General features: G+C 75.6%; 18 protein-coding genes. 6 read left to right on the top strand and 12 right to left on the bottom strand.

Features of this window, described 5'->3' with window-relative positions; genetic code table 11:
* The first annotated feature begins 38 nt into the window (after positions 1 to 38).
* The 3 genes from ACI79E_RS07310 to ACI79E_RS07300 all read left to right on the top strand — a co-directional run bounded on the left by ACI79E_RS07310 (position 39) and on the right by ACI79E_RS07300 (position 4,284).
* Complete coding sequence (locus ACI79E_RS07310) at positions 39 to 2,480, top strand: phosphoketolase family protein (RefSeq protein WP_456931864.1); 2,442 nt, start codon at positions 39 to 41, stop codon at positions 2,478 to 2,480.
* Complete coding sequence (locus tag ACI79E_RS07305; RefSeq protein WP_456931863.1) at positions 2,477 to 3,574, top strand: acetate/propionate family kinase; 1,098 nt, start codon at positions 2,477 to 2,479, stop codon at positions 3,572 to 3,574. The genes ACI79E_RS07310 and ACI79E_RS07305 overlap by 4 nt, the downstream gene beginning before the upstream one ends.
* Positions 3,575 to 3,828: 254 nt before the next feature.
* Positions 3,829 to 4,284, top strand: coding sequence for a MarR family winged helix-turn-helix transcriptional regulator (locus ACI79E_RS07300; RefSeq protein ID WP_456931862.1), 456 nt, complete (start codon positions 3,829 to 3,831; stop codon positions 4,282 to 4,284).
* A 48-nt stretch (positions 4,285 to 4,332) separates the two neighbouring features.
* Here ACI79E_RS07300 and ACI79E_RS07295 read toward each other — a convergent pair whose 3' ends face one another.
* From ACI79E_RS07295 to ACI79E_RS07285, 3 genes are all read right to left on the bottom strand, one after another.
* Complete coding sequence (locus tag ACI79E_RS07295; protein ID WP_456931861.1) at positions 4,333 to 5,325, bottom strand: universal stress protein; 993 nt, start codon at positions 5,323 to 5,325, stop codon at positions 4,333 to 4,335.
* Positions 5,322 to 6,206 carry a slipin family protein gene (locus ACI79E_RS07290; RefSeq protein WP_456931860.1) on the bottom strand — a complete coding sequence of 295 codons (885 nt, stop codon included), beginning with the start codon at positions 6,204 to 6,206 and terminating at the stop codon, positions 5,322 to 5,324. The genes ACI79E_RS07295 and ACI79E_RS07290 overlap by 4 nt, the downstream gene beginning before the upstream one ends.
* A 224-nt stretch (positions 6,207 to 6,430) precedes the next feature.
* Positions 6,431 to 6,865, bottom strand: coding sequence for a PucR family transcriptional regulator (locus ACI79E_RS07285; protein WP_456931859.1), 435 nt, complete (start codon positions 6,863 to 6,865; stop codon positions 6,431 to 6,433).
* Between the two features lie 113 nt (positions 6,866 to 6,978).
* Between ACI79E_RS07285 and ACI79E_RS07280 the strand changes: the two genes are divergently transcribed.
* The gene (locus ACI79E_RS07280; RefSeq protein ID WP_456931858.1) at positions 6,979 to 7,476 is read left to right on the top strand and encodes a DinB family protein; all 498 of its coding nucleotides are present in this window, start codon (positions 6,979 to 6,981) and stop codon (positions 7,474 to 7,476) included.
* Between the two features lie 61 nt (positions 7,477 to 7,537).
* Here ACI79E_RS07280 and ACI79E_RS07275 read toward each other — a convergent pair whose 3' ends face one another.
* Entirely contained in the window at positions 7,538 to 8,224 is a 687-nt protein-coding gene (locus tag ACI79E_RS07275) for an NRDE family protein (RefSeq protein WP_456931857.1), read from the bottom strand.
* A 478-nt stretch (positions 8,225 to 8,702) separates the two neighbouring features.
* Between ACI79E_RS07275 and ACI79E_RS07270 the strand changes: the two genes are divergently transcribed.
* Positions 8,703 to 9,101: an acyl-CoA thioesterase gene (locus ACI79E_RS07270; RefSeq protein WP_456931856.1), complete on the top strand. Its 399-nt coding sequence runs from the start codon at positions 8,703 to 8,705 to the stop codon at positions 9,099 to 9,101.
* A gap of 79 nt (positions 9,102 to 9,180) precedes the next feature.
* On the opposite strand, the gene ACI79E_RS07265 is transcribed toward ACI79E_RS07270, so the two are convergent.
* The 5 genes from ACI79E_RS07265 to ACI79E_RS07245 all read right to left on the bottom strand — a co-directional run bounded on the left by ACI79E_RS07265 (position 9,181) and on the right by ACI79E_RS07245 (position 15,325).
* Complete coding sequence (locus ACI79E_RS07265) at positions 9,181 to 9,519, bottom strand: hypothetical protein (protein WP_456931855.1); 339 nt, start codon at positions 9,517 to 9,519, stop codon at positions 9,181 to 9,183.
* A gap of 257 nt (positions 9,520 to 9,776) precedes the next feature.
* On the bottom strand, positions 9,777 to 10,769 hold the full coding sequence (locus ACI79E_RS07260) for an ABC transporter substrate-binding protein (RefSeq protein WP_456931854.1): 993 nt from the start codon (positions 10,767 to 10,769) through the stop codon (positions 9,777 to 9,779).
* Positions 10,770 to 11,453: 684 nt separating this feature from the next.
* Entirely contained in the window at positions 11,454 to 12,521 is a 1,068-nt protein-coding gene (ligD, locus tag ACI79E_RS07255; protein WP_456931853.1) for a non-homologous end-joining DNA ligase, read from the bottom strand.
* 55 nt (positions 12,522 to 12,576) lie between these two features.
* The gene (locus ACI79E_RS07250; protein WP_456931852.1) at positions 12,577 to 14,133 is read right to left on the bottom strand and encodes an alpha/beta hydrolase; all 1,557 of its coding nucleotides are present in this window, start codon (positions 14,131 to 14,133) and stop codon (positions 12,577 to 12,579) included.
* Between the two features lie 118 nt (positions 14,134 to 14,251).
* Positions 14,252 to 15,325, bottom strand: a complete 1,074-nt coding sequence (locus tag ACI79E_RS07245) for an ATP-dependent DNA ligase (RefSeq protein WP_456931851.1) — start codon at positions 15,323 to 15,325, stop codon at positions 14,252 to 14,254.
* A 135-nt stretch (positions 15,326 to 15,460) separates the two neighbouring features.
* Between ACI79E_RS07245 and ACI79E_RS07240 the strand changes: the two genes are divergently transcribed.
* On the top strand, positions 15,461 to 16,126 hold the full coding sequence (locus ACI79E_RS07240; protein WP_456931850.1) for a hemerythrin domain-containing protein: 666 nt from the start codon (positions 15,461 to 15,463) through the stop codon (positions 16,124 to 16,126).
* On the opposite strand, the gene ACI79E_RS07235 is transcribed toward ACI79E_RS07240, so the two are convergent.
* The 3 genes from ACI79E_RS07235 to treZ are packed head-to-tail and all read right to left on the bottom strand — an operon-like array spanning position 16,101 to position 20,950.
* Complete coding sequence (locus ACI79E_RS07235; protein ID WP_456931849.1) at positions 16,101 to 18,419, bottom strand: ATP-binding protein; 2,319 nt, start codon at positions 18,417 to 18,419, stop codon at positions 16,101 to 16,103. The genes ACI79E_RS07240 and ACI79E_RS07235 overlap by 26 nt on opposite strands.
* A gap of 22 nt (positions 18,420 to 18,441) precedes the next feature.
* On the bottom strand, positions 18,442 to 19,194 hold the full coding sequence (locus tag ACI79E_RS07230; RefSeq protein ID WP_456931848.1) for a dihydrofolate reductase family protein: 753 nt from the start codon (positions 19,192 to 19,194) through the stop codon (positions 18,442 to 18,444).
* Between the two features lies 1 nt (position 19,195).
* Positions 19,196 to 20,950 (bottom strand): malto-oligosyltrehalose trehalohydrolase, encoded by a 1,755-nt coding sequence (gene treZ / locus ACI79E_RS07225; RefSeq protein WP_456931847.1) that lies wholly within the window; start codon positions 20,948 to 20,950, stop codon positions 19,196 to 19,198.
* Positions 20,951 to 20,974 lie beyond the last annotated feature (24 nt).

The raw sequence follows: 20,974 nt of genomic DNA, 5'->3' as shown, positions 1-20,974 counted from the left end.
CGGGCCCGTGGTCCGGCCCCCGAGAGGGAGGACGCCGCATGGACGTCGCCGTGCAGACACCGCAGGGGACGGCGGCCGGGGCGCCGCTGTCCGCCGACGAGCTCGCCCGGGTGCACGCCTGGTGGCGGGCGGCGAACTACCTGTCGGTCGGCCAGATCTACCTGATGGGCAACCCGCTGCTGCGCGAGCCGCTGCGGCCCGAGCACGTCAAGCCCCGGCTGCTCGGCCACTGGGGCACCACCCCCGGGCTGAACTTCGTCTACGCCCACCTCAACCGGGTCATCGCCGCCCGCGACCTGGACATGGTGTACGTGATGGGCCCCGGGCACGGCGGGCCCGGACCGGTGGCCGCGGCCTGGCTGGAGGGCACCTACAGCGAGGTCTACCCGGACGTCTCGCAGGACGAGGCCGGGATGCGGCGGCTGTTCACCCAGTTCTCCTTCCCCGGGGGCATCCCGAGCCACGTCGCCCCGGAGACGCCCGGGTCCATCCACGAGGGCGGAGAGCTGGGCTACTCGCTGTCGCACGCGCAGGGTGCGGTGTTCGACGACCCCGACCTGGTCGTCGCCTGCATCGTCGGCGACGGCGAGGCCGAGACCGGCCCGCTGGCGACCAGCTGGCACGGCAACAAGTTCCTCGACCCCGCCCGCGACGGCGCCGTCCTGCCGATCCTGCACCTCAACGGCTACAAGATCGCCAACCCGACGGTGCTGGCCCGGATCAGCGCCGAGGAGCTGACCGACCTGTTCCGCGGGTACGGGTACACGCCGTACCTGGTGGAGGGGCACGAGCCGGAGCGCATGCACCAGCAGTTCGCCGCCACGCTCGACCGGTGCCTCGACGAGATCGCGGCGATCCAGCGCCGGGCCCGGGTGGACGGCGACCTGACCCGGCCGCGCTGGCCGATGGTCGTGCTGCGCTCACCGAAGGGGTGGACCGGGCCGGTGGAGGTCGACGGGCACCGGGTCGAGGGCTCCTGGCGGTCGCACCAGGTGCCGTTCGCCAACGCCCGGGAGGACGACGGCCACCGGCGGGTGCTCGAGGAGTGGCTGCGCAGCTACCGACCCGAGGAGCTGTTCGACGGGTCGGGGGCGCCGGTGCCCGCCGTCCGCGACCTGCACCCGGCCGGGGACCGGCGGATGAGCGCCAACCCGCACGCCAACGGCGGCCGGTTGCTGCGGCCCCTGCGGATGCCGGACTTCCGCGACCACGCCGTCGACGTCCCCGCGCCGGGCACCGGGGCGGTGGAGGCCACCCGGGTCCTCGGCACGTTCCTGCGCGAGGTCGTGCGGCAGAACAGCGACACCTTCCGGGTCTTCGCGCCGGACGAGAACAACTCCAACCGCCTCGGCGCCGTCCTCGAGGTCACCGACCGCGCGTGGATGGCCGAGCGGCTCCCCGGCGACGACTCCCTGGCCCCCGACGGCCGGGTGATGGAGGTCCTCTCGGAGCACACCTGCCAGGGCTGGCTGGAGGGCTACCTGCTCACCGGCCGGCACGGCTTCTTCTCCTGCTACGAGGCGTTCGTCCACATCGTCGACTCGATGGTCAACCAGCACGCCAAGTGGCTGAAGACCACCAACGGCATCCCGTGGCGGCGGCCGATCGCGTCGTTGAACTACCTGCTCACCTCGCACGTGTGGCGGCAGGACCACAACGGCTTCTCGCACCAGGACCCGGGCTTCATCGACCACGTGGTCAACAAGAAGGCCGACGTCATCCGGGTGTACCTGCCGCCGGACGCCAACACGCTGCTGTCGGTGGTCGACCACTGCCTGCGCACCCGGCAGTACGTCAACGTGGTCGTCGCGGGCAAGCAGCCGGCGCTGCAGTACCTCGACATGCCCTCGGCGATCGTGCACGCCACCAAGGGCATCGGGCTCTGGGAGTGGGCCAGCAGCGACGCCGGCGGCGAGCCGGACGTCGTCATGGCCTGCGCCGGCGACGTGCCCACCATGGAGACCCTGGCCGCGGTGGAGATCCTCCGGGCCTGGTTCCCCGACCTGCGGGTCCGGGTCGTGAACGTCGTGGACCTCATGCGGCTGCAGGACGAGCGCGAGCACCCGCACGGCCTGTCCGACGCCGCCTTCGACTCGCTGTTCACCACCGACAAGCCGGTGGTGTTCGCCTACCACGGCTACCCCTGGCTCATCCACCGGCTGACCTACCGGCGCACCAACCACGGCAACCTCCACGTCCGCGGCTACGTCGAGGAGGGGACGACGACCACGCCGTTCGACATCTGCGTGATGAACCGCATCGACCGGTTCAACCTCGCCATCAGCGCGATCGACCGGGTCCCGCGGCTGCGCGACAGGGGTGCCCACGCCCGCGAGGCGCTGCAGGACCAGCTGGTCCGGCACCGCCAGTACGTGCGCACCCACGGCGTGGACCTGCCCGAGATCCGCGACTGGTCGTGGTCCGGCGCCGCGGGGCCGGTGACCGCGGGAGCCGACCCGTTGCGGGAGCCGGAGGCGTGACGGTCCTCGTCGTCAACGCCGGCTCCAGCAGCCTCAAGCTGACCCGGCTGGACGACGGCGGCGCGGTGACCGCGGCGACCGTCGTGGAGCGCTGGCGGGGGGAGGGGGACCTGCAGCCGCTCGCCGACTTCCTGTCCGGCTGCGGCCCGGTCGACGCGGTCGGCCACCGGGTGGTGCACGGCGGGGCCCGGCACACCGGCCCGGCCCGCGTCGACCCGGTGCTGGTCGCCTACCTGTGGTCGATCCGGCACCTCGCCCCGCTGCACAACCCGCGGGCCCTGGGCGGCATCCGGGCCATGGAGGAGCTGCTGCCCGACGTCCCCGCGGTCGCCTGCTTCGACACCACCTTCCACGCCACGCTGCCCCCGGCGGCCGCCACGTACGCGGTGCCCCGGGAGTGGAACCAGCGCTGGCAGCTGCGCCGGTACGGGTTCCACGGGCTCTCGCACGCCCACGCGGTGCGGCGCGGCGCGGAGCTGGTGGGCCGGGACCCGGCGGAGCTGCGGATCGTCTCGGCGCACCTGGGCGCCGGGGCCTCCCTGGCCGCCGTCCGGGACGGCGTCCCGGTCGACACGACGATGGGGTTCACCCCGCTGGCCGGGCTGGTCATGAACACCCGGCCGGGCACGCTCGACCCGGGGCTGCTGCTCTGGCTGCTCGAGCACGGTGAGGTGCCGGTCGCCGAGCTGGGCGACGTGCTCGAGCACCACGCGGGGCTGAAGGGACTGTCGGGCACCTCCGGGGACCTGCGGGACGTGCTGGCCGGCCGCGCGGCCGGCGACGCGGACTGCGCGCTGGCCCTCGACGTCTACCTGCACCGGTTGTGCCGTGAGGTCGCCGCGATGACCGCGGCCACCCGCGGGCTGGACCTGCTGGTCCTGACCGGCGGGGTGGGGGAGCACGCCTGGCAGGTGCGGGAGGCCGTCGCGGCCGCGCTGGCCCACCTCGGCCTGGCCGTCGACGAGGAGCGCAACCGCGGCACCACCGGCGACGGCGACGTGAGCGCCCCCGGCGCGGCGGCCCGCACCGTCGTCGTCACCGCGCGGGAGGACCTGGAGATCGCCCGGCAGGTCACCTCCGTCCTCGGGCGCTGACCGCCCCCGGGCCGCCTCCGTCCGGCGAGCTCGGTCCGGAAGGCCGGGCAGGAGCACCCGCACGCCCACGCCCACGCCGGCCGGCCCACGCGGCCGCGGTCGAGGCCGACGGCCAGGGTGGCCCGGCCGGAGCCCGACCCGACCGCGTCGTGCCCGCGAGCGGGTGCGGGCACGCCGGGGCGTCGCCGGGTCCTCCCGTCGGAGGGATCTGGTCGCGGCCGGGCCGGCGGCGGAGCGGCGGTATCGTGCGGCCCGTGCCGGAACCCACGGCCGGCGTCCGGGGCGCCGAGGCCGCCGCCGCGACCGAGCCCCTCACCAAGGCGGACTTCGAGGCGCTGGCGCGTTTCCGCTTCGCCATCCGGCGCTACCTGCGCTTCAGCGAGGAGACCGTCCGGCAGCACGACCTCACCCCGCAGCAGTACCAGCTGCTGCTGGCGCTCAAGGGGTTCCCCGGCCGCGAGTGGGCCACGATCGGCGAGCTGGCCGAGCGTCTGCAGTTGCGGCACCACAGCGTCGTGGAGCTGGTCACCCGCGCGCAGGGGCAGGACCTCGTCCACCGGGGGGTGCACCCCGAGGACGGACGCGTCGTCCGCGTGGGCCTGACCGCCAAGGGGGACCAGGTCCTGGCGCGGCTGGCCGCGCTGCACCGCGACGAGCTGCGCCGGATGGACTCCGCCCTCGCCGTGCCGACCTGGCACGAGTCCCCCTGAGGGAGGCGTGACCCGCGGCCGGAACCGGTCAGGGGCGCGGAGCGGCGGTCAGTCCGACCGGCTCCCGCGGTCGCCGGGGGGCCCGCCCCGCGGGGACGCCTCGCGCGACCGCCGTCGGCCCGTGTCCTCCGGGACGGTCGTCCGACCGGCGGTGCAGCCGGCGCCGACGACGGCCACCGGTCCGGCTGCGCGCCGCGCGACCGTCCGGCTGGTCGACCCGAGCAGCGCGCTGCGCAGGGGGCCACGGCCCCGGCACCCGACGACGACGAGCGCGGCGCCGAGGGACTCCGCGACGAGCACCGCCGCGGGGAGACCGCAGCGCACCAGCCGTTCGACGGGGACCTCCGGGAACCGGGAGCAGCAGCGGTCGAGCACCCGGTCGAGGACCTCCCGGGCCTCCGCCTCGATCGCCGCGGGGGAACCGCTGGCCCCCTCGAGGTCGGCAGGGGCGTCCGGGCCCCAGGCGTGCACCGCGGCAACCGGGAGCCCCCGCTGCGCCGCCGCCCGGAAGGCGAGGTCGAGGGCCGCGGCGCAGGACCGGGTGGCGTCGACCCCGACGACGACCCGCGGCCGGGACGGCGGGGTGCGCACGCGCGGGCGCGCGCGGACCACGACCACGGGACAGGAGGCCCGGGCCGCCACCCGCGGGCCCAGCCCGCCGGCCGGCCACCCGCCCGCGCTGCCGGCGGGCCGGCCACCGAGCACGAGCAGCCCGGCCTCCCGGCTCTGCTGCACCAGCACCCGGGCCGGGGTGCCCGGCACCACGGACCCGGTCAGCGGGACGTCGGGCGCCACGGAGCGGGCACGGTCGAGGGCCGCCTCGACCAGCGAGGTGGCCACCTCCGCCGCCGTCCCCGGGTCCTCCACCGCCGGCAGGACGCCGTACGGGTCGATCGCCAGCCGCGACGGCAGGACGTGCGTGAGGTGCAGCGGTGCGCCCCGGGCGGCGGCCTCGGCCGCGCCCCAGGCCAGGGCGTCGCTGTCCGGTGCGCCGGCCCCGACGGCCACGACGACCGGCCGCCGGCCCCCACCCGCGGTCACGACGTCACCGCCGTGTCCGTGGCCTGCTCGCTCGCGTCCGTGCTCCGCGGCGCGGGCGCGGCCGGGGAGGGTGCGGCCGGGCGCGCGGGTGGGACGACGCCCCCGCCGGGGTCGGCCGGGGCGGCCTCGGCCGGGGTGGCCCGTTCCAGGAAGCGGAGCAGCTCGACGGGGAAGGGCAGGACCAGTGTCGAGTTCTTCTCCGCGGCGACCTCGACGACCGTCTGGAGCAGGCGCAGCTGCAGGGCGGCCGGCTGGGCGGCCATGACCTGGGCGGCCTGGGCCAGCTTCTGGGAGGCCTGCAGTTCGCCCTCGGCGGTGATCACCCGGGACCGGCGTTCCCGCTCGGCCTCGGCCTGGCGGGACATCGACCGCTTCATCGACTCCGGCAGTGCGACGTCCTTGATCTCGACCCGGTCGATGTGCACGCCCCAGTCGACGGCAGGGTTGTCGAGCATCAGCTCGAGGCCCTGGTTGAGGCGCTCCCGGTTGGACAGCAGGTCGTCCAGGTCGCTCTTGCCGATGATCGACCGGAGCGAGGCCTGGGCGACCTGGCCGATCGCGGCCTCGTAGTTCTGCACGTCGACGGCCACGCGCACCGGGTCGAACACCCGGAAGTAGACGACGGCGTCGACCTTGACCGTGACGTTGTCGCGGGTGATGCCCTCCTGGGCGGGCACCGGCATCGTGACGATCTGCATGTTCACCTTGCGGAGCCGGTCCGCGACCGGCACCAGCAGGGTCAGGCCGGGGCCGCGCAGCTCGGGGAGCACCCGGCCGAACCGGAACACGATGCCGCGCTCGAACTGCGTGACGACCCGGACGCTGGTGCCGAGCAGGAGCACGACCAGGACGGCGACGACCGCCAGCACGGAGAGCACCATCAGTCGGCGCTCGGCGGGGAGTCGGCGACCGGGGCGGCGTGGCGCCCGGTCCGGCGCGGCGTTCCGGGCGGTCCCGTCAGCGGGCACCGGTGTCCCGCGACGACGCGTGGTCCGTGGTCACTGAGCACGATCGACCTCCCGACGGGAGCCTCCGCCTCGGCGCTGCGCAGCTGAGGACCTGCGGAAGTATCGTAACGCGATAGACACCTCGTGTGACCCGGGTCTCAGCGCGAGGTCGGCGCCCTGCCCGCGTCCGTTGCGTCGGTCAGCCGTCCGCGGGCAGCGCCGTCCCGGGCCAGGCGGTGGGTCACCGTGCGGACCGAGACGTGCAGCCGCCGGGCGACCTCGGTGGCGACGTCGCCGGCGGCGACGTACTCCCGCCGCGTGTGGAGGAGTACCCCGGGACCGCCGCGGACCCGGGCGAGCGGCCCGAGGACGTCCCGGACCAGGTCGACGATGGCCGCCTGGTCGCGCCCCAGCACCCGGTACACGAGCAGGTCGCGGGGGTCCACCACCTCGGCGTCCAGGTGCAGCCGGTCGGCTGAGCCCAGTGCCTCGCGCGCCTCCTCGTACGAGCGCGCGATCCCGTGGGCGCCGGGGAAGGCGCGGCTGGCCGCCACGCGCCACCGCTCGCCGGGCGCGGTCCGGCGTTGCCGCACCCGCCCATCGTGGAGCGCGCCGCTCAGGGTCGAAGAGCCCTGACCCGGGTCTGACGTCCCCCCTAGGCTCGGTCCGCTGTCTCCCGCGTACCGGAAAGGCACCAGGGGTCGACATGAGCACGGGAACCGACGTGACGGGCAAGACCCGAGCCCAGGAGCTCGCCGACCGGTTCGACGCCGACAACGCGGAAGTGGTCCGGTTCGTCCAGACCTGCACCGACGAGCAGTGGAACTGCGTGACCACCGCGGAAGGGTGGACGGTGCCGGCGACGGCCATGCACATCGCGACCGGTCACCTCATCATCCCGCCCTGGGTGCACCGCATCGCCACGGGCCTACCCGTCACCGAGACCTGGGACGACTTCGCGACCTTCAACACCCTGGACCAGGAGAAGAACGCCCGCGCCACCCGGGACGACATCCTCGACCGGCTCGGCACCTTCGGCGCCTCTGCCTCGCTCTTCGTGCGGGGGCTGACCGACGAGGAGCTGGCGCGCTCGGCGCGCTTCGAGCCGGCTGATGCGGACCTCACCGCCGAGCAGGTCATCGAAGCCGTCCTGATCCACCACATCCAGGAGCACTTCGAGAGCATCCGGGCCGTCACCGGCTGAACGACTCCCGTGAGGGCCGGCGCGGTGGAGGGTCAGGCCCACCACCGCCTCCTGCCGGGGCTCAGGGCCAGGTGAGGACCGGTGACCACGGATCCAGCCAGGGCCGGCGGCTGTACTCCATGCGGAGCCGGCCCGGCCGGGCCTCGATGAGCGCTCCGAAGACCGTCGCGAACACCAGCCCGTCCTGCTCGTGGCGGACCACCAGTGCGGCCGGGTCGTCCCGCGGCGGTGCTGCCTGCACGAGCCGGCGCCAGCCGTCCGGGTGGCCGGTCTCGGTGAACAGCGGCAGGTGGGCGTCGGCCTTGCGGTCCTCGGGACCGCCGGACGTCACCATCCAGGTGCCCTCCGGGTGCTCGGTCGTCACCAGCCGCTCGCCGTCGAAGTCCCAGGTGGTCATGCGGTCCGGCGCCGCCAGGACGAGCAGGAAGCTGGCCATGCCGCCGAGGTCGACGGCCGACAGCCAGTCCGCGCCGTGCTCGGCGGCGACCAGCGGCAGCGTCCCCCGGCTCGGGGCTCCCGCGTCGGCCACCCGCTTCTGCGGCCTGTTGAGCACCAGGGCGGTGACCCCGGTGTCGATGCGCGTCGCGCACCACGTGCCGCCCGCGAGACGGTCACGGCCCCCGACCAGACCGGGGTGCTCCGGCCACCACTGCCCGGGGTCGTCGAACTCCCGGCTGGTCAGCTCGTCCCGGAGCGCGAGCAGGCGCACCGGCGCGCCGCGGGTCCACCGCACCACCACCGTGCACATCCCGCCGATCCTCCCAGGTCGGAGACCCGCGCCCGTGTCCCGGTGGCGCGGAGCAGGAGCAGGGAGGGTGCCCCGGGCGCGGGTGCGACGTCGTCACCGGTCGCGCTCGGGACGACCACGCGTCCCCGGCTCACGGGCGGCGGACGCCCCGCACCATCGACCTGGTGAGCAGGCCGGCCGCGGCGACCGCGGCTGCCGCGATCGCGGACCGGAGCGCACGGTGCCGTCGGGTCATGGCTGCCTCCCTGGGGCAGTGGCGTGCCGCACCAGTACCCCAGCCGGTGCGATCGGCTCAACCGTCCCGGTGCCGCACGGCCGCCACCGGCAGCGGCACCTGGTGCCCGCCTCCGTACACCTGGTAGTGCTGGTCCATGACCGATGACGGCGACCTGCCGGTCCGGCGGCTCGGGTCCGGGACCACCACCCCGACCGGGGCGGACGAGACGCGGGGACCGGGGCACCTGGGCGCGGTGCGCGCGTGAGCGCGTACCGGTCGCGTGGCGTGGTCCGGTTCTCCGAGACCGACGCCTCCGGGCGCTTCCACTTCACGTCGGCCCTCCGATGGGCGGAGGACGCCGAGCACGAGACCTACCGGGCGTGCGGCCTCGACCCGGCGGGTTTCCCCCGGCGGGCGGTCACCTCCTCGTACCTGTCGTCGCTGCGCGCCGGTGACGAGTACGTCGTGGAGCTGGAGGTGGAGCGGGTCGGCACCAGCTCGATCGCCTACCGCTGGCGCGTCCTCACCGGGGACGTCGTCTGCGTGGAGGGCGGGCACACCGTCGTGCACGTCGGCGGCTCGGGGCACCCCGAGCCCGTGCCCGACGTGCTGCGGACGGAGCTGGAGGGCCGGCTCGGACCCTCCGCCACCGCCGGTTGACGTCGAGCGCCCGGTCCTCCCCGCCCACGCGGCGGTCACGCCCGCGGCCGTCGACCGCCTCAGCCGGCGGACGAGCCGGTCACCGGGGACCCGGTTCACCCTCCGTGCCGCGCCGCTCGTCCTCGGGTCGCGCCCCGGGGGCCTGGGGATCGAGGCGCTCGAGGCGCTGACGGATGGCCGCGACGTTGAGCACGAGGTCCTCGAGCGCCTCGACGGCACGGGTCGCGAGCGCGAACGCGCGGTCCTCGCGCTGCCGCCCGGTGCTCGGCTCGCCCGGCAGGGCTCCGGAGCGCCCGGGAGGACGACGCGTCGCCTCCGCCCACGCGTCGTCCCCGCTGCGCGGCTCGCCGAACAGCTCCCGCAGCATCCGCTGGGCCAGCTCGAGGAAGTCGCCCGGGTCGGGCCGGTCGGTCGCCATCCAGTTCTCCCTCAGCTCCACCGAGCCCGTCCCGCGGGCCGGGGACGGCCGTCCGCGACGGCGGGACCAACCTACGGCCGACGACCCGCTCCCGACAGCCGACGGCGTCCGGTGCCGGGGGAGCGACCCGGAGGGGCTGTCCAGGACCCGGCAGGGAGGGCGCCCGGGCGGAGCGGCGTGCGTGCCCGGGCGGCCTCCCTGCCCCGGGGGGACGACGGCCCCGCGGCCGGTCCGCGGGGCCGTCGCGACGAGGCGCCTCAGTCGACGATCATCATCTCGACGTCGAACTCCTCGCTGATGATCCCGTACTCGAGCATGAGGTCCGACATCTTCTGCAGCTGCGCGACGTCCACCTGGGCGTCCCAGGCGGGCAGGGCGACCTGCTGCACGGTCTCGGCCGGCACCTGGGTGTAGCTGGGCACGAGTTCGACCAGCCGCTCCCGGTTGTCGGTGAGCTCGTCCATCGACGCGGTCATCGCCTGGCGGAAGGCCTCGATGACCTCCGGGTTCTCCTGCGCGTACTGCTCGGTGGTCAGCCAGCCGGCGACCGGCATGTCCTCGACCGGGCCACTGAACAGCGGGAACAGCACCCGGTGGCCGGCCGCCAGCGCCGAGGCCTGGAACGGCTCCACCTGCCAGATGGCGTCGACGTCCCCGGCATCGAGGGCCGGGGCCATGTCGGGCAGCGGCAGCTCGACGAACTGGATGGTCGAGAGGTCGACACCGGCGTCCTCCAGGACGGCGTTGATGGCGACGGTGCCGATGTTCTGCAGGTTGTTCACCGCGATCCGCGCGCCCGCGAGGTCGGCGGCGGACCGGTACGGCGAGTCGGCAGCCACCATGATCGCGTGGTCGTCGGCGCCGACGTCGTTGCCGGCCACGACCCGGATGGGCAGCCCCTGCTGGGCGGCCAGGAGGGCCGAGGTGTAGTTGCCGTAGGTGATGTCGTACTCCCCGGCCACCAGGGAGGGGATGGCCTGCGCGCCGCCGGAGGTCTGGTCGAGGGTGACGTCGAGGCCGGCGTCGGCGAACGCGCCGGTCTCCTGGGCCTGGACCGCCGTGGCGGTGTGGACCAGGGGGAAGTAGCCGACGGTCACGGCGGTCGCGCCGTCCTCGCCACCACCCCCGCCTCCGGTGCCACCCGCGTCGTCGGAACCACAGGCCGCCAGCGTGAGCGTGGCCACGCAGCCGGCAGCCAGGGCGGTGAGCCGGCGTCCGGCACTCGAGGTGCGCCGAGGTGAAACGGACAAGGAGTCCTCCTCCCACATGCAGGCGTCGTCGGCCTGCGGCAACGGATCGGCGCCCGGATGGGGCCGGTGGTGTGAGCCTGGTGGCGGGCGCCCGTGCAGGGAGTCGGCGACCGCGACAGCCACCGGCTCGGGGAGGTCTCGCTCGATGGCACGCTCGGCCGCCGCCGAGGGGACGACGGTGTGGCGACGGGAGCCGGTCACCGCCGGCGGGCCGCGGGTGCGGCCCGCACCTCGACCCCCGCCAGCGACCGCGTCGTCATGGCCTCAACCTGCTCAGCCGACCAGCTGTCGTCAAGGAGCCCGGCCGGAGGCGCCGGGCTCGGGCCGATCAGGCGGGTGACCGGCACGAGGCGACGAGGCCCCCGCAGTCATCGGGCGAGGCAGCCACGCCGCGACGGCGTGCCGGGCAGCTCGCCGAGTACCGGCTCGCGGCCGAAGCGGCGGTCGGTCAGGAGGGGGCGTCGAGCGCCGGGTCATCCCTCCGCGCTGCTGGGACGCCCGGCGCGCCTGGGCTCCGGCGACGGGACGTCGGTCGAGGTGCGCGACCGGGCCGGTAGCGTCGAACCCGTGGCCAGGGCCGTGGGCGCCCCCGCGTCCGGGTCACCGACGGCCGGGGTGCCGTCGTGGCGCTCGTCCGTGGCCAGATGGTCCACCGCGAGCCGGCGCCCTGAGCGGACGGCACCGCTAGTCGTCCGCGCTGGTGGGCCGTCGTGCCCGGCTGGGCTGCACCCGCATCGGCTCGCCCGGCATCTTCGGGTAGTCCGGCGGATAGGGCAGGTCGCCGAGGCCGTCGTCCTTCGCCTGGCGGTCGGCCAGCTCCAGCAGGGGCTCGATGCCGAACGCGTGGTCGGCCAGGCCGGCGTGCTTGTCACCGACCTCCTTGAACCGCGCGGGCATGGTGCGGACGTCGAAGTCGAACGGGGAGACGTCGGGCAGCTCGTCCCAGTCGACCGGCGCGGAGACCGGGGCGTGCGGCTTCGCGCGGATCGAGTAGGCCGAGGCGATCGTGCGGTCCCGGGCCATCTGGTTGTAGTCGATGAAGATCTTCTCGCCGCGCTCCTCCTTCCACCACGACATCGTCACGCGGTCGGGGAGCCGCCGTTCCAGCTCGCGGCCGAAGGCGATGACCGCCCGGCGCACCTCGGGGAAGGTCCACCGCGGCTGGATGGGCACGTAGACGTGCACGCCGCGGCCGCCGGAGGTCTTCGGCCAGCCCTGCATGCCGAACTCGGCGAGCAGTTCCCGCACGTGCGGGGCGACGGCCACCGCGTCGGCGAAGTCGGTGCCGGGCTGGGGGTCGAGGTCGATGCGGATCTGGTCGGGCTGCTCCACGTCGGACTTCGACACCGGCCACGGGTGGAAGGTCAGCGTGCCCAGGTTCGCGCACCACGCGACGACGGCGACCGAGTCCGGGGCGATCTCGTCGGCGGTGCGCCCGCTCGGGAAGGTGATGTGCGCGGTCGGCACCCAGTCGGGGGCGTTCTTGGGCACCCGCTTCTGGTAGAAGGCGTCGCCGGTGTTGTCCACGCGGGTGGACAGGCGGGCGCCCTCGAACACCCCGCCCGGCCAGCGCTCCAGCGTCGTGGGCCGGTCGCGCAGCGCGTTCAGGATGCCGTCGCCGACGCTGATGAAGTACTCGACGACGTCGATCTTGCGGATGCCGCGGTCGGCGAAGTACGGCTTCTCCGGACTGGAGACCCGCACCTCGTGCCCGTCGACCTGCAGGACGACGGCGTCCTTGGCAGCAGCCATCACCGACCGGACCCGGATCGCGCGTTCACCGGGCGCACCCTAGGGCCCCGCCGGCTCAGAAGGGGCACGTCGCACCGTCGGCCGGGACGACCAGGTCGACCAGGTAGGCGTTGACCACGTCGTTGACGCAGCCGGTCTTCGGGTAGGAGGTGTGCCCGAGGCCCTGCCAGACCAGCAGCACGCCGGAGGTCAGCTCCGTGGCCATCTGCTCCGCACCGGGCAGCGGGGTGACCGGGTCGCCGGTGTTGCCGACGACGAGGATCGGCGCGGCGCCCTCGGCGTCCCGCGCCGGCAGGGGGGTCGGCTCGGCCTCCCACGCCGAGCACGTGGCCAGGCCGGCCGCCGCGCCGGCGCCGAACAGCGGGTAGCGCTGGCCCCAGTCGGCGGCCAGCGCCCGGATGTCGGCCTCGGGCACCTCCTGGGCGGGGTCCCGGTCGGCGCAGGTGATGGCCAGGTCGGCGTCGATGAGGTTGGAGTAGGTGCCGTCCTGCAGGCGGCCGTAGAAGGCGTCGGCGAGGGAGAACAGGCCCTGGGCGTCGCCGTTGCGCGCCGCGGCGAGGCCCTGCTGGAGCTGCGGCCACGCGCTGGTGTTGTAGAGCCCGGCGCGGATGGCGGTCAGGACCACACCGGGGGTGGCCTGCCGGGTCTCACCCGCCCGCGCGCTGGCGATGGGCGCCTGCGCGGCCTGGGCGAGCAGCTCCTCGACGAACCGGCGCGGCTCCGCCCCGATGGGGCAGCCGGCGACCAGGCCGGTGCAGTTCGCGGCGAAGGCGTCGAAGCCCGCCTCGAAGCCGGCCGCGCTGGCCTCGGCGTCGGCGCGGGGGTCGTTGTCCGGGTCGACGGCGGCGTCGAGGACCATCGCCCGCACCCGGTCGGGGAAGAGCTCGGCGTAGGTGGAGCCCAGCGTGGTCCCGTAGGACCAGCCGAGGAAGGTCAGCTGCTCGTCACCGAGCCCCTGGCGGAGCAGGTCCATGTCGCGGGCGGTGTCGGTCGTGTTGAACGTGCCGAGCGCGTCCCCGTACTCCTCCGCGCAGCCGTCGCCGACCTCCTGCGCCAGCGCGAACGCCTCGTCGAGCTGCGCCTCGCTGACCGGGCGCGGCTCGGCGGCGACGATGCGGTCCTTCAGCTCGTCCGGGACGCACTCGACCGCCGGGGTGGACAGCCCCACCCCGCGTGGGTCGAAGCCGACCAGGTCGAAGCGGCTCAGCACGTTCTCGGGCAGGGTCAGCGCCCGCTGGATGGCCGCGTCGGCGCCGGAGCCACCGGGCCCGCCCGGGTTGACCACCAGCGACCCGAGCCGGTCGGTCTGCCCGGCCAGCCGGGCGCGGACGAGGAAGATCGTCAGCTTCTCGCCCTGGGGCTCGGCGTAGGTGATCGGCACCTGGGTGCGGCCGCACTCGAACAGGAGGTCCCGTTCGCTGCCGGGGCTGCCGGCGATCACCGACGAGATCTGCTCGTCGCAGTCGGTCCAGGTGATCTCCTCCGCCTCCGGCTCGGCCGGCGTCGTCGACGTGGCGGAGGGGTCCGCCGCGTCCGGGTCCGAGGAGGTGCAGCCGGACACGGTCAGGAGCAGGCCGCTGGCGACGGCGACGAGGCCGCGGGACAGGCGCATGATCACGAGCCTAGGAGCCCGGCGCCGGGACCGCAGGCGCCCGCCGTCCCTCGGCCGGCGAAGACACCGGCCGGCTCCCGTTCCCCGGTCCGCTCCCCGCTCGGTGCTCCCGCGGCGGTCAGCCGGCGAAGACCTCCGCGAGGTCGTAGCGCACCGGCACCTCCAGCTGGTCGTAGGTGCAGGTGCGCGGCTCCCGGTCGGGACGCCACCGCAGGAACTGCCCGGTGTGGCGCAGGCGGCGCCCCTCCAGCTGGTCGTACTTGATCTCGACGACGAGCTCCGGGCGCAGCGGCACCCACGAGAGGTCCTTCCCGGCGTTCCAGCGGCTCTGCGCGCCGGGCATCCGGTGCTCGCCGTCGCCGTTGGTCTCGGCGTTCGCCCAGTCCTGCCACGGGTGCCCGTCCAGCGCCTGGGCCCGGTAGGGCGCCAGCTCCTCGACCAGCTCGGCGCGGCGGGCCATCGGGAAGGACGCCGCGACGCCGATGTGCTGGAGGTCGCCGGCGTCGTTGTAGAGGCCCAGCAGCAGCGACCCCACGATCGGCCCGGACTTGTGCCACCGGAAGCCGGCGACCACGCAGTCGGCGGTGCGCACGTGCTTGACCTTGGTCATGAGCCGCTGGTCGGGGCCGTAGGGCAGGTCGGCGGGCTTGGCGACGACGCCGTCGAGCCCGGCGCCCTCGAACTCCTCGAACCAGCGCCGCGCCGTCCCGGCGTCCTGGGTGATCGCGGTGACGTGCACCGAGTCGGTGCCCGCGCCGATGACCTCCCGCAGCCGGGCCTGGCGCGCGGCGAACGGCGTCTCCATGAGCGACTCGTCGCCGATCGCCAGCAGGTCGAAGGCGACGAAGGACGCCGGCGTCTGCTCGGCCAGCAGGGTGACGCGCGACTCGGCCGGGTGGATGCGCTGCAGCAGCGCCTCGAAGTGCAGCCGGTCGCCCTGCGGCACGACGATCTCGCCGTCGACGACGCAGCGCTCGGGCAGGGCCGCCTTGACCGCGGCCACCACCTCGGGGAAGTAGCGGGTGAGGGGGCGCTCGTTGCGGCTGCCCAGCTCCACCTCGTCGCCGTCGCGGAACACGATGCAGCGGAAGCCGTCCCACTTCGGCTCATAGTACAGGCCCTCGGCGGTGGGCAGCTTGGTGGTGGCCTTGGCCAGCATCGGCTTCACCGGCGGCAGCACGGGCAGGTCCATGCCGGGCAGTCAAGCAGCCGCGACCGGCGACCGGCAGCTCAGCGGGCCCACCGCCCCCCGGGCGGGTGGAGTGTGGGTGCGGTGTGGGGGTCGTGTGGGTCCCGGCGTCCCGCGTGCCCGGACAGGGTCATCGCCATGACCGAGACCTCCTCCGCCCCCCTCACCGACGTCCACGACATGGTCGTGGTGCACCGCGGCTTCCGCCGCGAGTTCCGGTTGCTCCCGGAGCTGGTGCGGCGCGTCCCCGCCGGGGACACCGCCCGCGCCGCCGTCCTCGCCGCGCACACCCGGCTCGTGCTGACCGCCCTGCACCTGCACCACACCGCCGAGGACGAGCTGCTGTGGCCCAGGCTGCTCGAGCGCGCCGCGCCCGACGCCGCGCTGGTCCACCGCATGGAGGCCCAGCACGAGCAGGTGGAGCGCCACACCGGGCGGCTGACCGTGGCGCTGACCCGCTGGGAGGCCGAGGCGCGGCCGGCGGTCACCGAGGAGGTGGCCGCCACGCTCGACGCGCTGCGCACCGCCCTGCTCGAGCACCTCGACGAGGAGGAGCGGGAGATCCTGCCGCTGGCGGCGCGGCACGTGTCCCCCGAGGAGTGGGACCAGCTCGGGCAGCACGGGATCGCCGCGATGTCGCGCTCCCAGTTGCCACTCGTGTTCGGTGCGGTCCTCGAGGAGGCCACCCCGGAGGAGGCCGTGGAGATGCTCGCCAAGCTGCCGCTGCCGGTCCGTCTGCTGGCGCGGACGGTGTTCCTGCGGCGGTACCGGCGCTACGTCAGCCGGGTGCGGTCGGCCGCCTGAGCCGGCCGGCGAGCCCGGGGACGTCGGCCGGCCGGACACCGCGACCGCGTTCCCAGGCCCGCCGGAACGCCTCCTCGCCGAGCTGTGCGCGCACTGCGGCCAGCCAGTGCCCGGCCCGCTCCAGGTCCGGCGGGAAGCTGACCGCCACCGACGCGGCCTCGGCGGTCGCCGACCCGGCCGCGAACAGCTCCGCCGCCACCTCCGGGGACCCGCGCTGCGCCGCGAGCACCGCCAGCCCGGGGAGCGTGTAGGCCAGCGTCCAGGTGGTGCCGACGGCGGCGGCGAGGTCGGCGGCCTCGGTCAGGCAGGCCAGCGCCAGGTCGTCGTCCCCGGTGCCCAGGGCGAGGGTGGCGCGCATGTTGAGGACCGTGGCGAGGGTGAAGGGGCTGCCGATCCCGCGGGCGGCCCGCTCGGCGTCGGCCAGCCCGGCGGTCGCGGCGGGGAGGTCGCCGGCCAACGCCAGCCGCTGTGCCTCGGCCAGGGTCGCGTGCGCGAGCGCCCACGGGAGGTCCGCGGTCCGGGCCAGCAGCGCCGCCTCGGCGAGCTCCCCGGCGGCCCGGCCGAGCTCGTCGAGGAACACCGCCGACGACCCCGACAGCACCAGCGCCTCGGCGAGCAGGTCGTCCACCGCGGCCGCGCGGGCGGCCGTGACCGCCTCGGCCGCCGGGGCCCGCATGCCCTCGATGTCGCCCGCGGCGTACCGGAGGCCGGCGAGACCCAGCTGCAGCGCCGCCCGCTCGGCCGCCGGCAGTGCCTCCGCCCCGGCGCCCTCCCGCACGCGCTCCAGCCAGCCGAGGCCCTCGACGACGTCACCGCGCAGCGCCCAGTACAGCCACGTGTCCGCACCGAGCCGGGCGGCCGGGCCCCACCGGCCGCTGTCGACCAGCCGGCCGAACGCGGCGCCGATGTTCCCGTGCTCCCGCTGCAGCCGGTCCAGCTCCGCGGCCTGCCCCGCACCGCGCAGACCGGCTCCGGCGTCCGAGGCGAGCGCGCAGAGCGAGTCCGCCGCGCGGTCGGCGACCGCGTCGGCCTCGCCGGCCTCCTGCAGTCGTGCGGCGGCGTACTGGCGGACCGGCTCGAGCATCCGGTAGCGGTCGTCCTGCAGGGCCACCAGGGACTGCTCCACCAGACCGCCGAGCGTGGGGACGACGTCGCCGCCGTCCCCCGCCACCTCCTCGGCGGCCGCCAGGGAGAAGCCACCGGAGAACACCGCCAGCCGGCGGAACAGCACCTGCTCGTCGAGGGTCAGCAGGTCGTGGCTCCAGTCCAGCGTCGCGCGGACGGTGCGCTGCCGCTCGGGCAGGTCCCGCGAGCGGGGGGAGCCCACCGCCTGGTCGAGGCGCGCCAGCAGCGCAGCGGGGGCCAGGAGGCGGGCGTGGGCGGCGGCCAGCTCGAGGGCCAGCGGCAGCCCGTCCAGCCGCCGGCAGATCGCCGCCACGTCGGCGGCCGTGGTGCCGGTGAGCGGTACCGCCCGGCCCGCGGCGCGGGCACGGTCGAGGAACACCCGTGCCGCGGGGGAGGCGGCGACCGAGGCGACGTCGGCGGCGGCCGGCACGGGCAGGGGGCCGAGCGGGCGGTCGTGCTCGGCCCGCACCCGCAGGGGGGCCCGGCTGGTGGCCAGCACCACCAACCCCGGGCAGCGGGCCAGGAGGTCGGCGACGTCGGCTGCCGCGGCGAGCACGTGCTCGACGTTGTCGAGGACGACGAGCTGCCGCCGGGCCCCGAGGAAGGCGGCCAGCGAGTCACCGAGGGGAGGGGTGAGCTGTCGGGCGCCCAGCGCGCGGGCGACCGTCGGCAGCACCAGCCGTGCCTCCCGGACCGGTGCCAGCTCCACGACGGCGACCCCGTCGGGGAAGTCGGCGGCCAGGGCCCGGGCGACGTCGAGTGCCAGGCTGGTCTTGCCCACGCCGCCCGGCCCGGTCAGGGTGATCAGCCGCGTGGCGCCGGAGCGCAGCAGCGCGAGCACCTCGGCGCGCTCGGCGTCCCGGCCGACCAGCGCCGTCGGCGGCAGCGGGACGCCGGGCGGCGCCGGGGCCGCCGCCTCGTGCTGCCCGGCCGGGTGGGACGCCGCGGCCAGCGCGGCGCGGTCCCCGCCGTCCAGGTGCAGGGCGTCGGCGAGGGCCCGGACGGTGTGCGGGTAGGGCCGGCGGCGCTCGCCCCGCTCCAGGGCCCCGACGGCCTTGGCGGTCAGGCCGGCGCGGGCGGCCAGCTCCTCCTGGCTGAGCGCGGCGCGGTCGCGGAAGCGGCGCAGCAGCTCGGCGAACGGCCCGGGACCGGTCGTCGCGTCGCCCACCGGGGGCAAGCTAGCAGCGGGATCAGCCGGTCGAGCCGGGACGGTGCACGGCGTAGCGGGTGAACAGGACGCCCTCCTCCTCCAGCACCTGCCGCAGCTCCAGCCGCACGAGGTCCGCCAGCGGCGCCCCGAGCAGGTGCGGCTGCCCGGCGCCGACGAGGGCCGGCGCGATCGTGAGGTCCAGCTCGTCGACCACGCCCGCGTCGAGGGCGGCGGTGAGCAGCGCCGGCCCGCCCTCGCACAGCACCTGCTCGTGACCGAGCTCGGCCAGCCGGTCCAGGGCGAGCGGCAGGTCGACGTCGTCCTCCCCGCAGACCAGCACCGTCACGCCGGCGTCGGCCAGCGCGGCCCGCCGTCCGGGGTCGGAGGCGGCGGTGGTGACCAGGATCGTCGAGTCGACCGCCAGCCGGTCACCGGGGGCGAGCGACGCGCGGCGGGAGACCACCGCGACCGGGGCGGTCGCCGGGCGGCCCAGGGACTGCCGCAGCTCGACGACGGCCCGGTCGGCGGCGACCGGCCGGTACCCCTCCGCGGTGGCCGTGCCGGAGCCCACGAGCACCACGTCGGCCAGCGCGCGCAGCAGCCGGAACACCCGCCGGTCGCCGGGAGAGCCCAGCCCGCCGCTGCGGCCCTCGACGGTGACGGCGCCGTCCAGCGAGGCCACGAAGTCCACCCGCAGCGACCGGCCCGGGGCCGGCCGGTAGGCCTCGGCGAGGTCGGCGTCGGTCAGCTCGGCCCCGGCGTCCCCGACCGCCCCGGGCAGCAGCCGGCGCACCTCAGCGGGTGGAGACCACGACGGCGCTCTCCCGGGGCACCGTCACCGTGCGCCCGTCCAGCGCCGGCAGCTCCCCGCTGGCGAACAGCACCTCGCCGGCCGGGACGTCGAGGTCGATCTCGCGGGCCTCGCCGGAGAGGTTGGCCACGACCCGCAGGGAGCCGCGGTGCACGACCAGCCAGCGCTCGGCGTCGTCCCACGTGACGTGGACCCGCGTGAGGTCGGGGTCCACGAGGTCCGGGTGCGCCCGGCGCAGCGCCAGCAGCGCCCGGTGCACGCCCAGCAGCCGGGAGTGCGGCTCCCGCTCCAGCTCCTCCCAGTCCAGCTTCGAGCGGGTGAAAGTCTCGGGGTCCTGCGGGTCGGGGACGACCTCGGCGTCCCAGCCGTGCTCGGCGAACTCGCCGATGCGCCCCTCGGCGGTGGCCCGGCCCAGCTCCGGCTCGGGGTGGCTGGTGAAGAACTGCCAGGGGGTGGTGGCGCCCCACTCCTCACCCATGAACAGCATCGGGGTGAAGGGGCTGGTGAGCACGATGGTCGCGCCGACGGCGAGCAGGTCGGGGGAGAGCGAGGCGGAGATCCGGTCGCCCACGGCGCGGTTGCCGATCTGGTCGTGGTCCTGCAGGTAGGCCAGGAACTTCCAGCCGGGCAGCACGTTGCGGTCCACCGGCCGCCCGTGGTGCCGGCGGCGGAAGCTCGACCACGCGCCGTCGTGGAAGAACGCCCCGGTCAGCGTCTTGGCCAGGCCGGCCACGCCGGCCGCGGCGAAGTCGGCGTAGTAGCCCTGGCCCTCGCCGGTGAGCGTGGAGTGCAGGGCGTGGTGGAAGTCGTCGCTCCACTGCGCGGTCAGCCCCGTGCCGCCGGCCACCCGCGGGGTGACCATGCGGGGGTCGTTGAGGTCGCTCTCGGCGATCAGCGTCAGCGGCCGGCCCTCGGCGACCGACAGCCGGTCCACCTCCTGGGCCAGCTCCTCGAGCACGTGGGTGGCCCGCTCGTCGACCAGCGCGTGGACGGCGTCCAGCCGCAGCCCGTCGACGTGCATGTCCCGCAGCCACATCAGGGCGTTGTCGATGATGTAGCGGCGCACCTCGTCGGAGTCCGGCCCCGACAGGTTGACCGAGTTGCCCCACGTGTTCGCACCGCCCTCGGAGAAGATCGGGAAGAACAGCGGCAGGTAGTTCCCCGACGGCCCCAGGTGGTTGTAGACGACGTCCTGGACCACGCCCAGGCCGCGGGCGTGGCAGGCGTCGACGAAGCGCTGGTAGGCCGCCGGACCGCCGTACTCCTCCTGCACCGTGTACCAGAGGACGCCGTCGTAGCCCCAGTTGTGGGTGCCGTTGAAGCCGTTCACGGGCAGCAGCTCGACGAAGTCGACCCCGAGCTCCACCAGGTGGTCCAGCCGCCGGGCCGCCGCCTCGAGGGTGCCCTCGGGGGTGAACGTGCCGACGTGCATCTCGTAGACCACGCCACCGGCCAGCGGGCGGCCGGTCCAGGCGGAGTCGCCCCAGCCGTACGCCGCCGGGTCGAAGCGCCGGGACAGCCCGTGCACGCCCTGCGGCTGGCGGCGCGAGCGCGGGTCCGGCCGCGGGGTCTCGTCCTCGTCGAGCAGGAACCCGTAGTCCGCCTCCGGCGCGGCCGCCACCTCGGCCCGCCACCAGCCCCCGTCGTCCCGGCGCATGTCGTGCACCTCGCCGTCGACCTGGAGCCGGACCCGCTTCGGCAGCGGTGCCCAGACGGAGAACTCGGCGGGTGCGGACATGCGGGACGCCTCCAGGCGGGGTGG

The organism is Geodermatophilus sp. SYSU D00079 (assembly GCF_054050635.1).
This window is presented reverse-complemented; position numbering and strand designations above follow the sequence as displayed.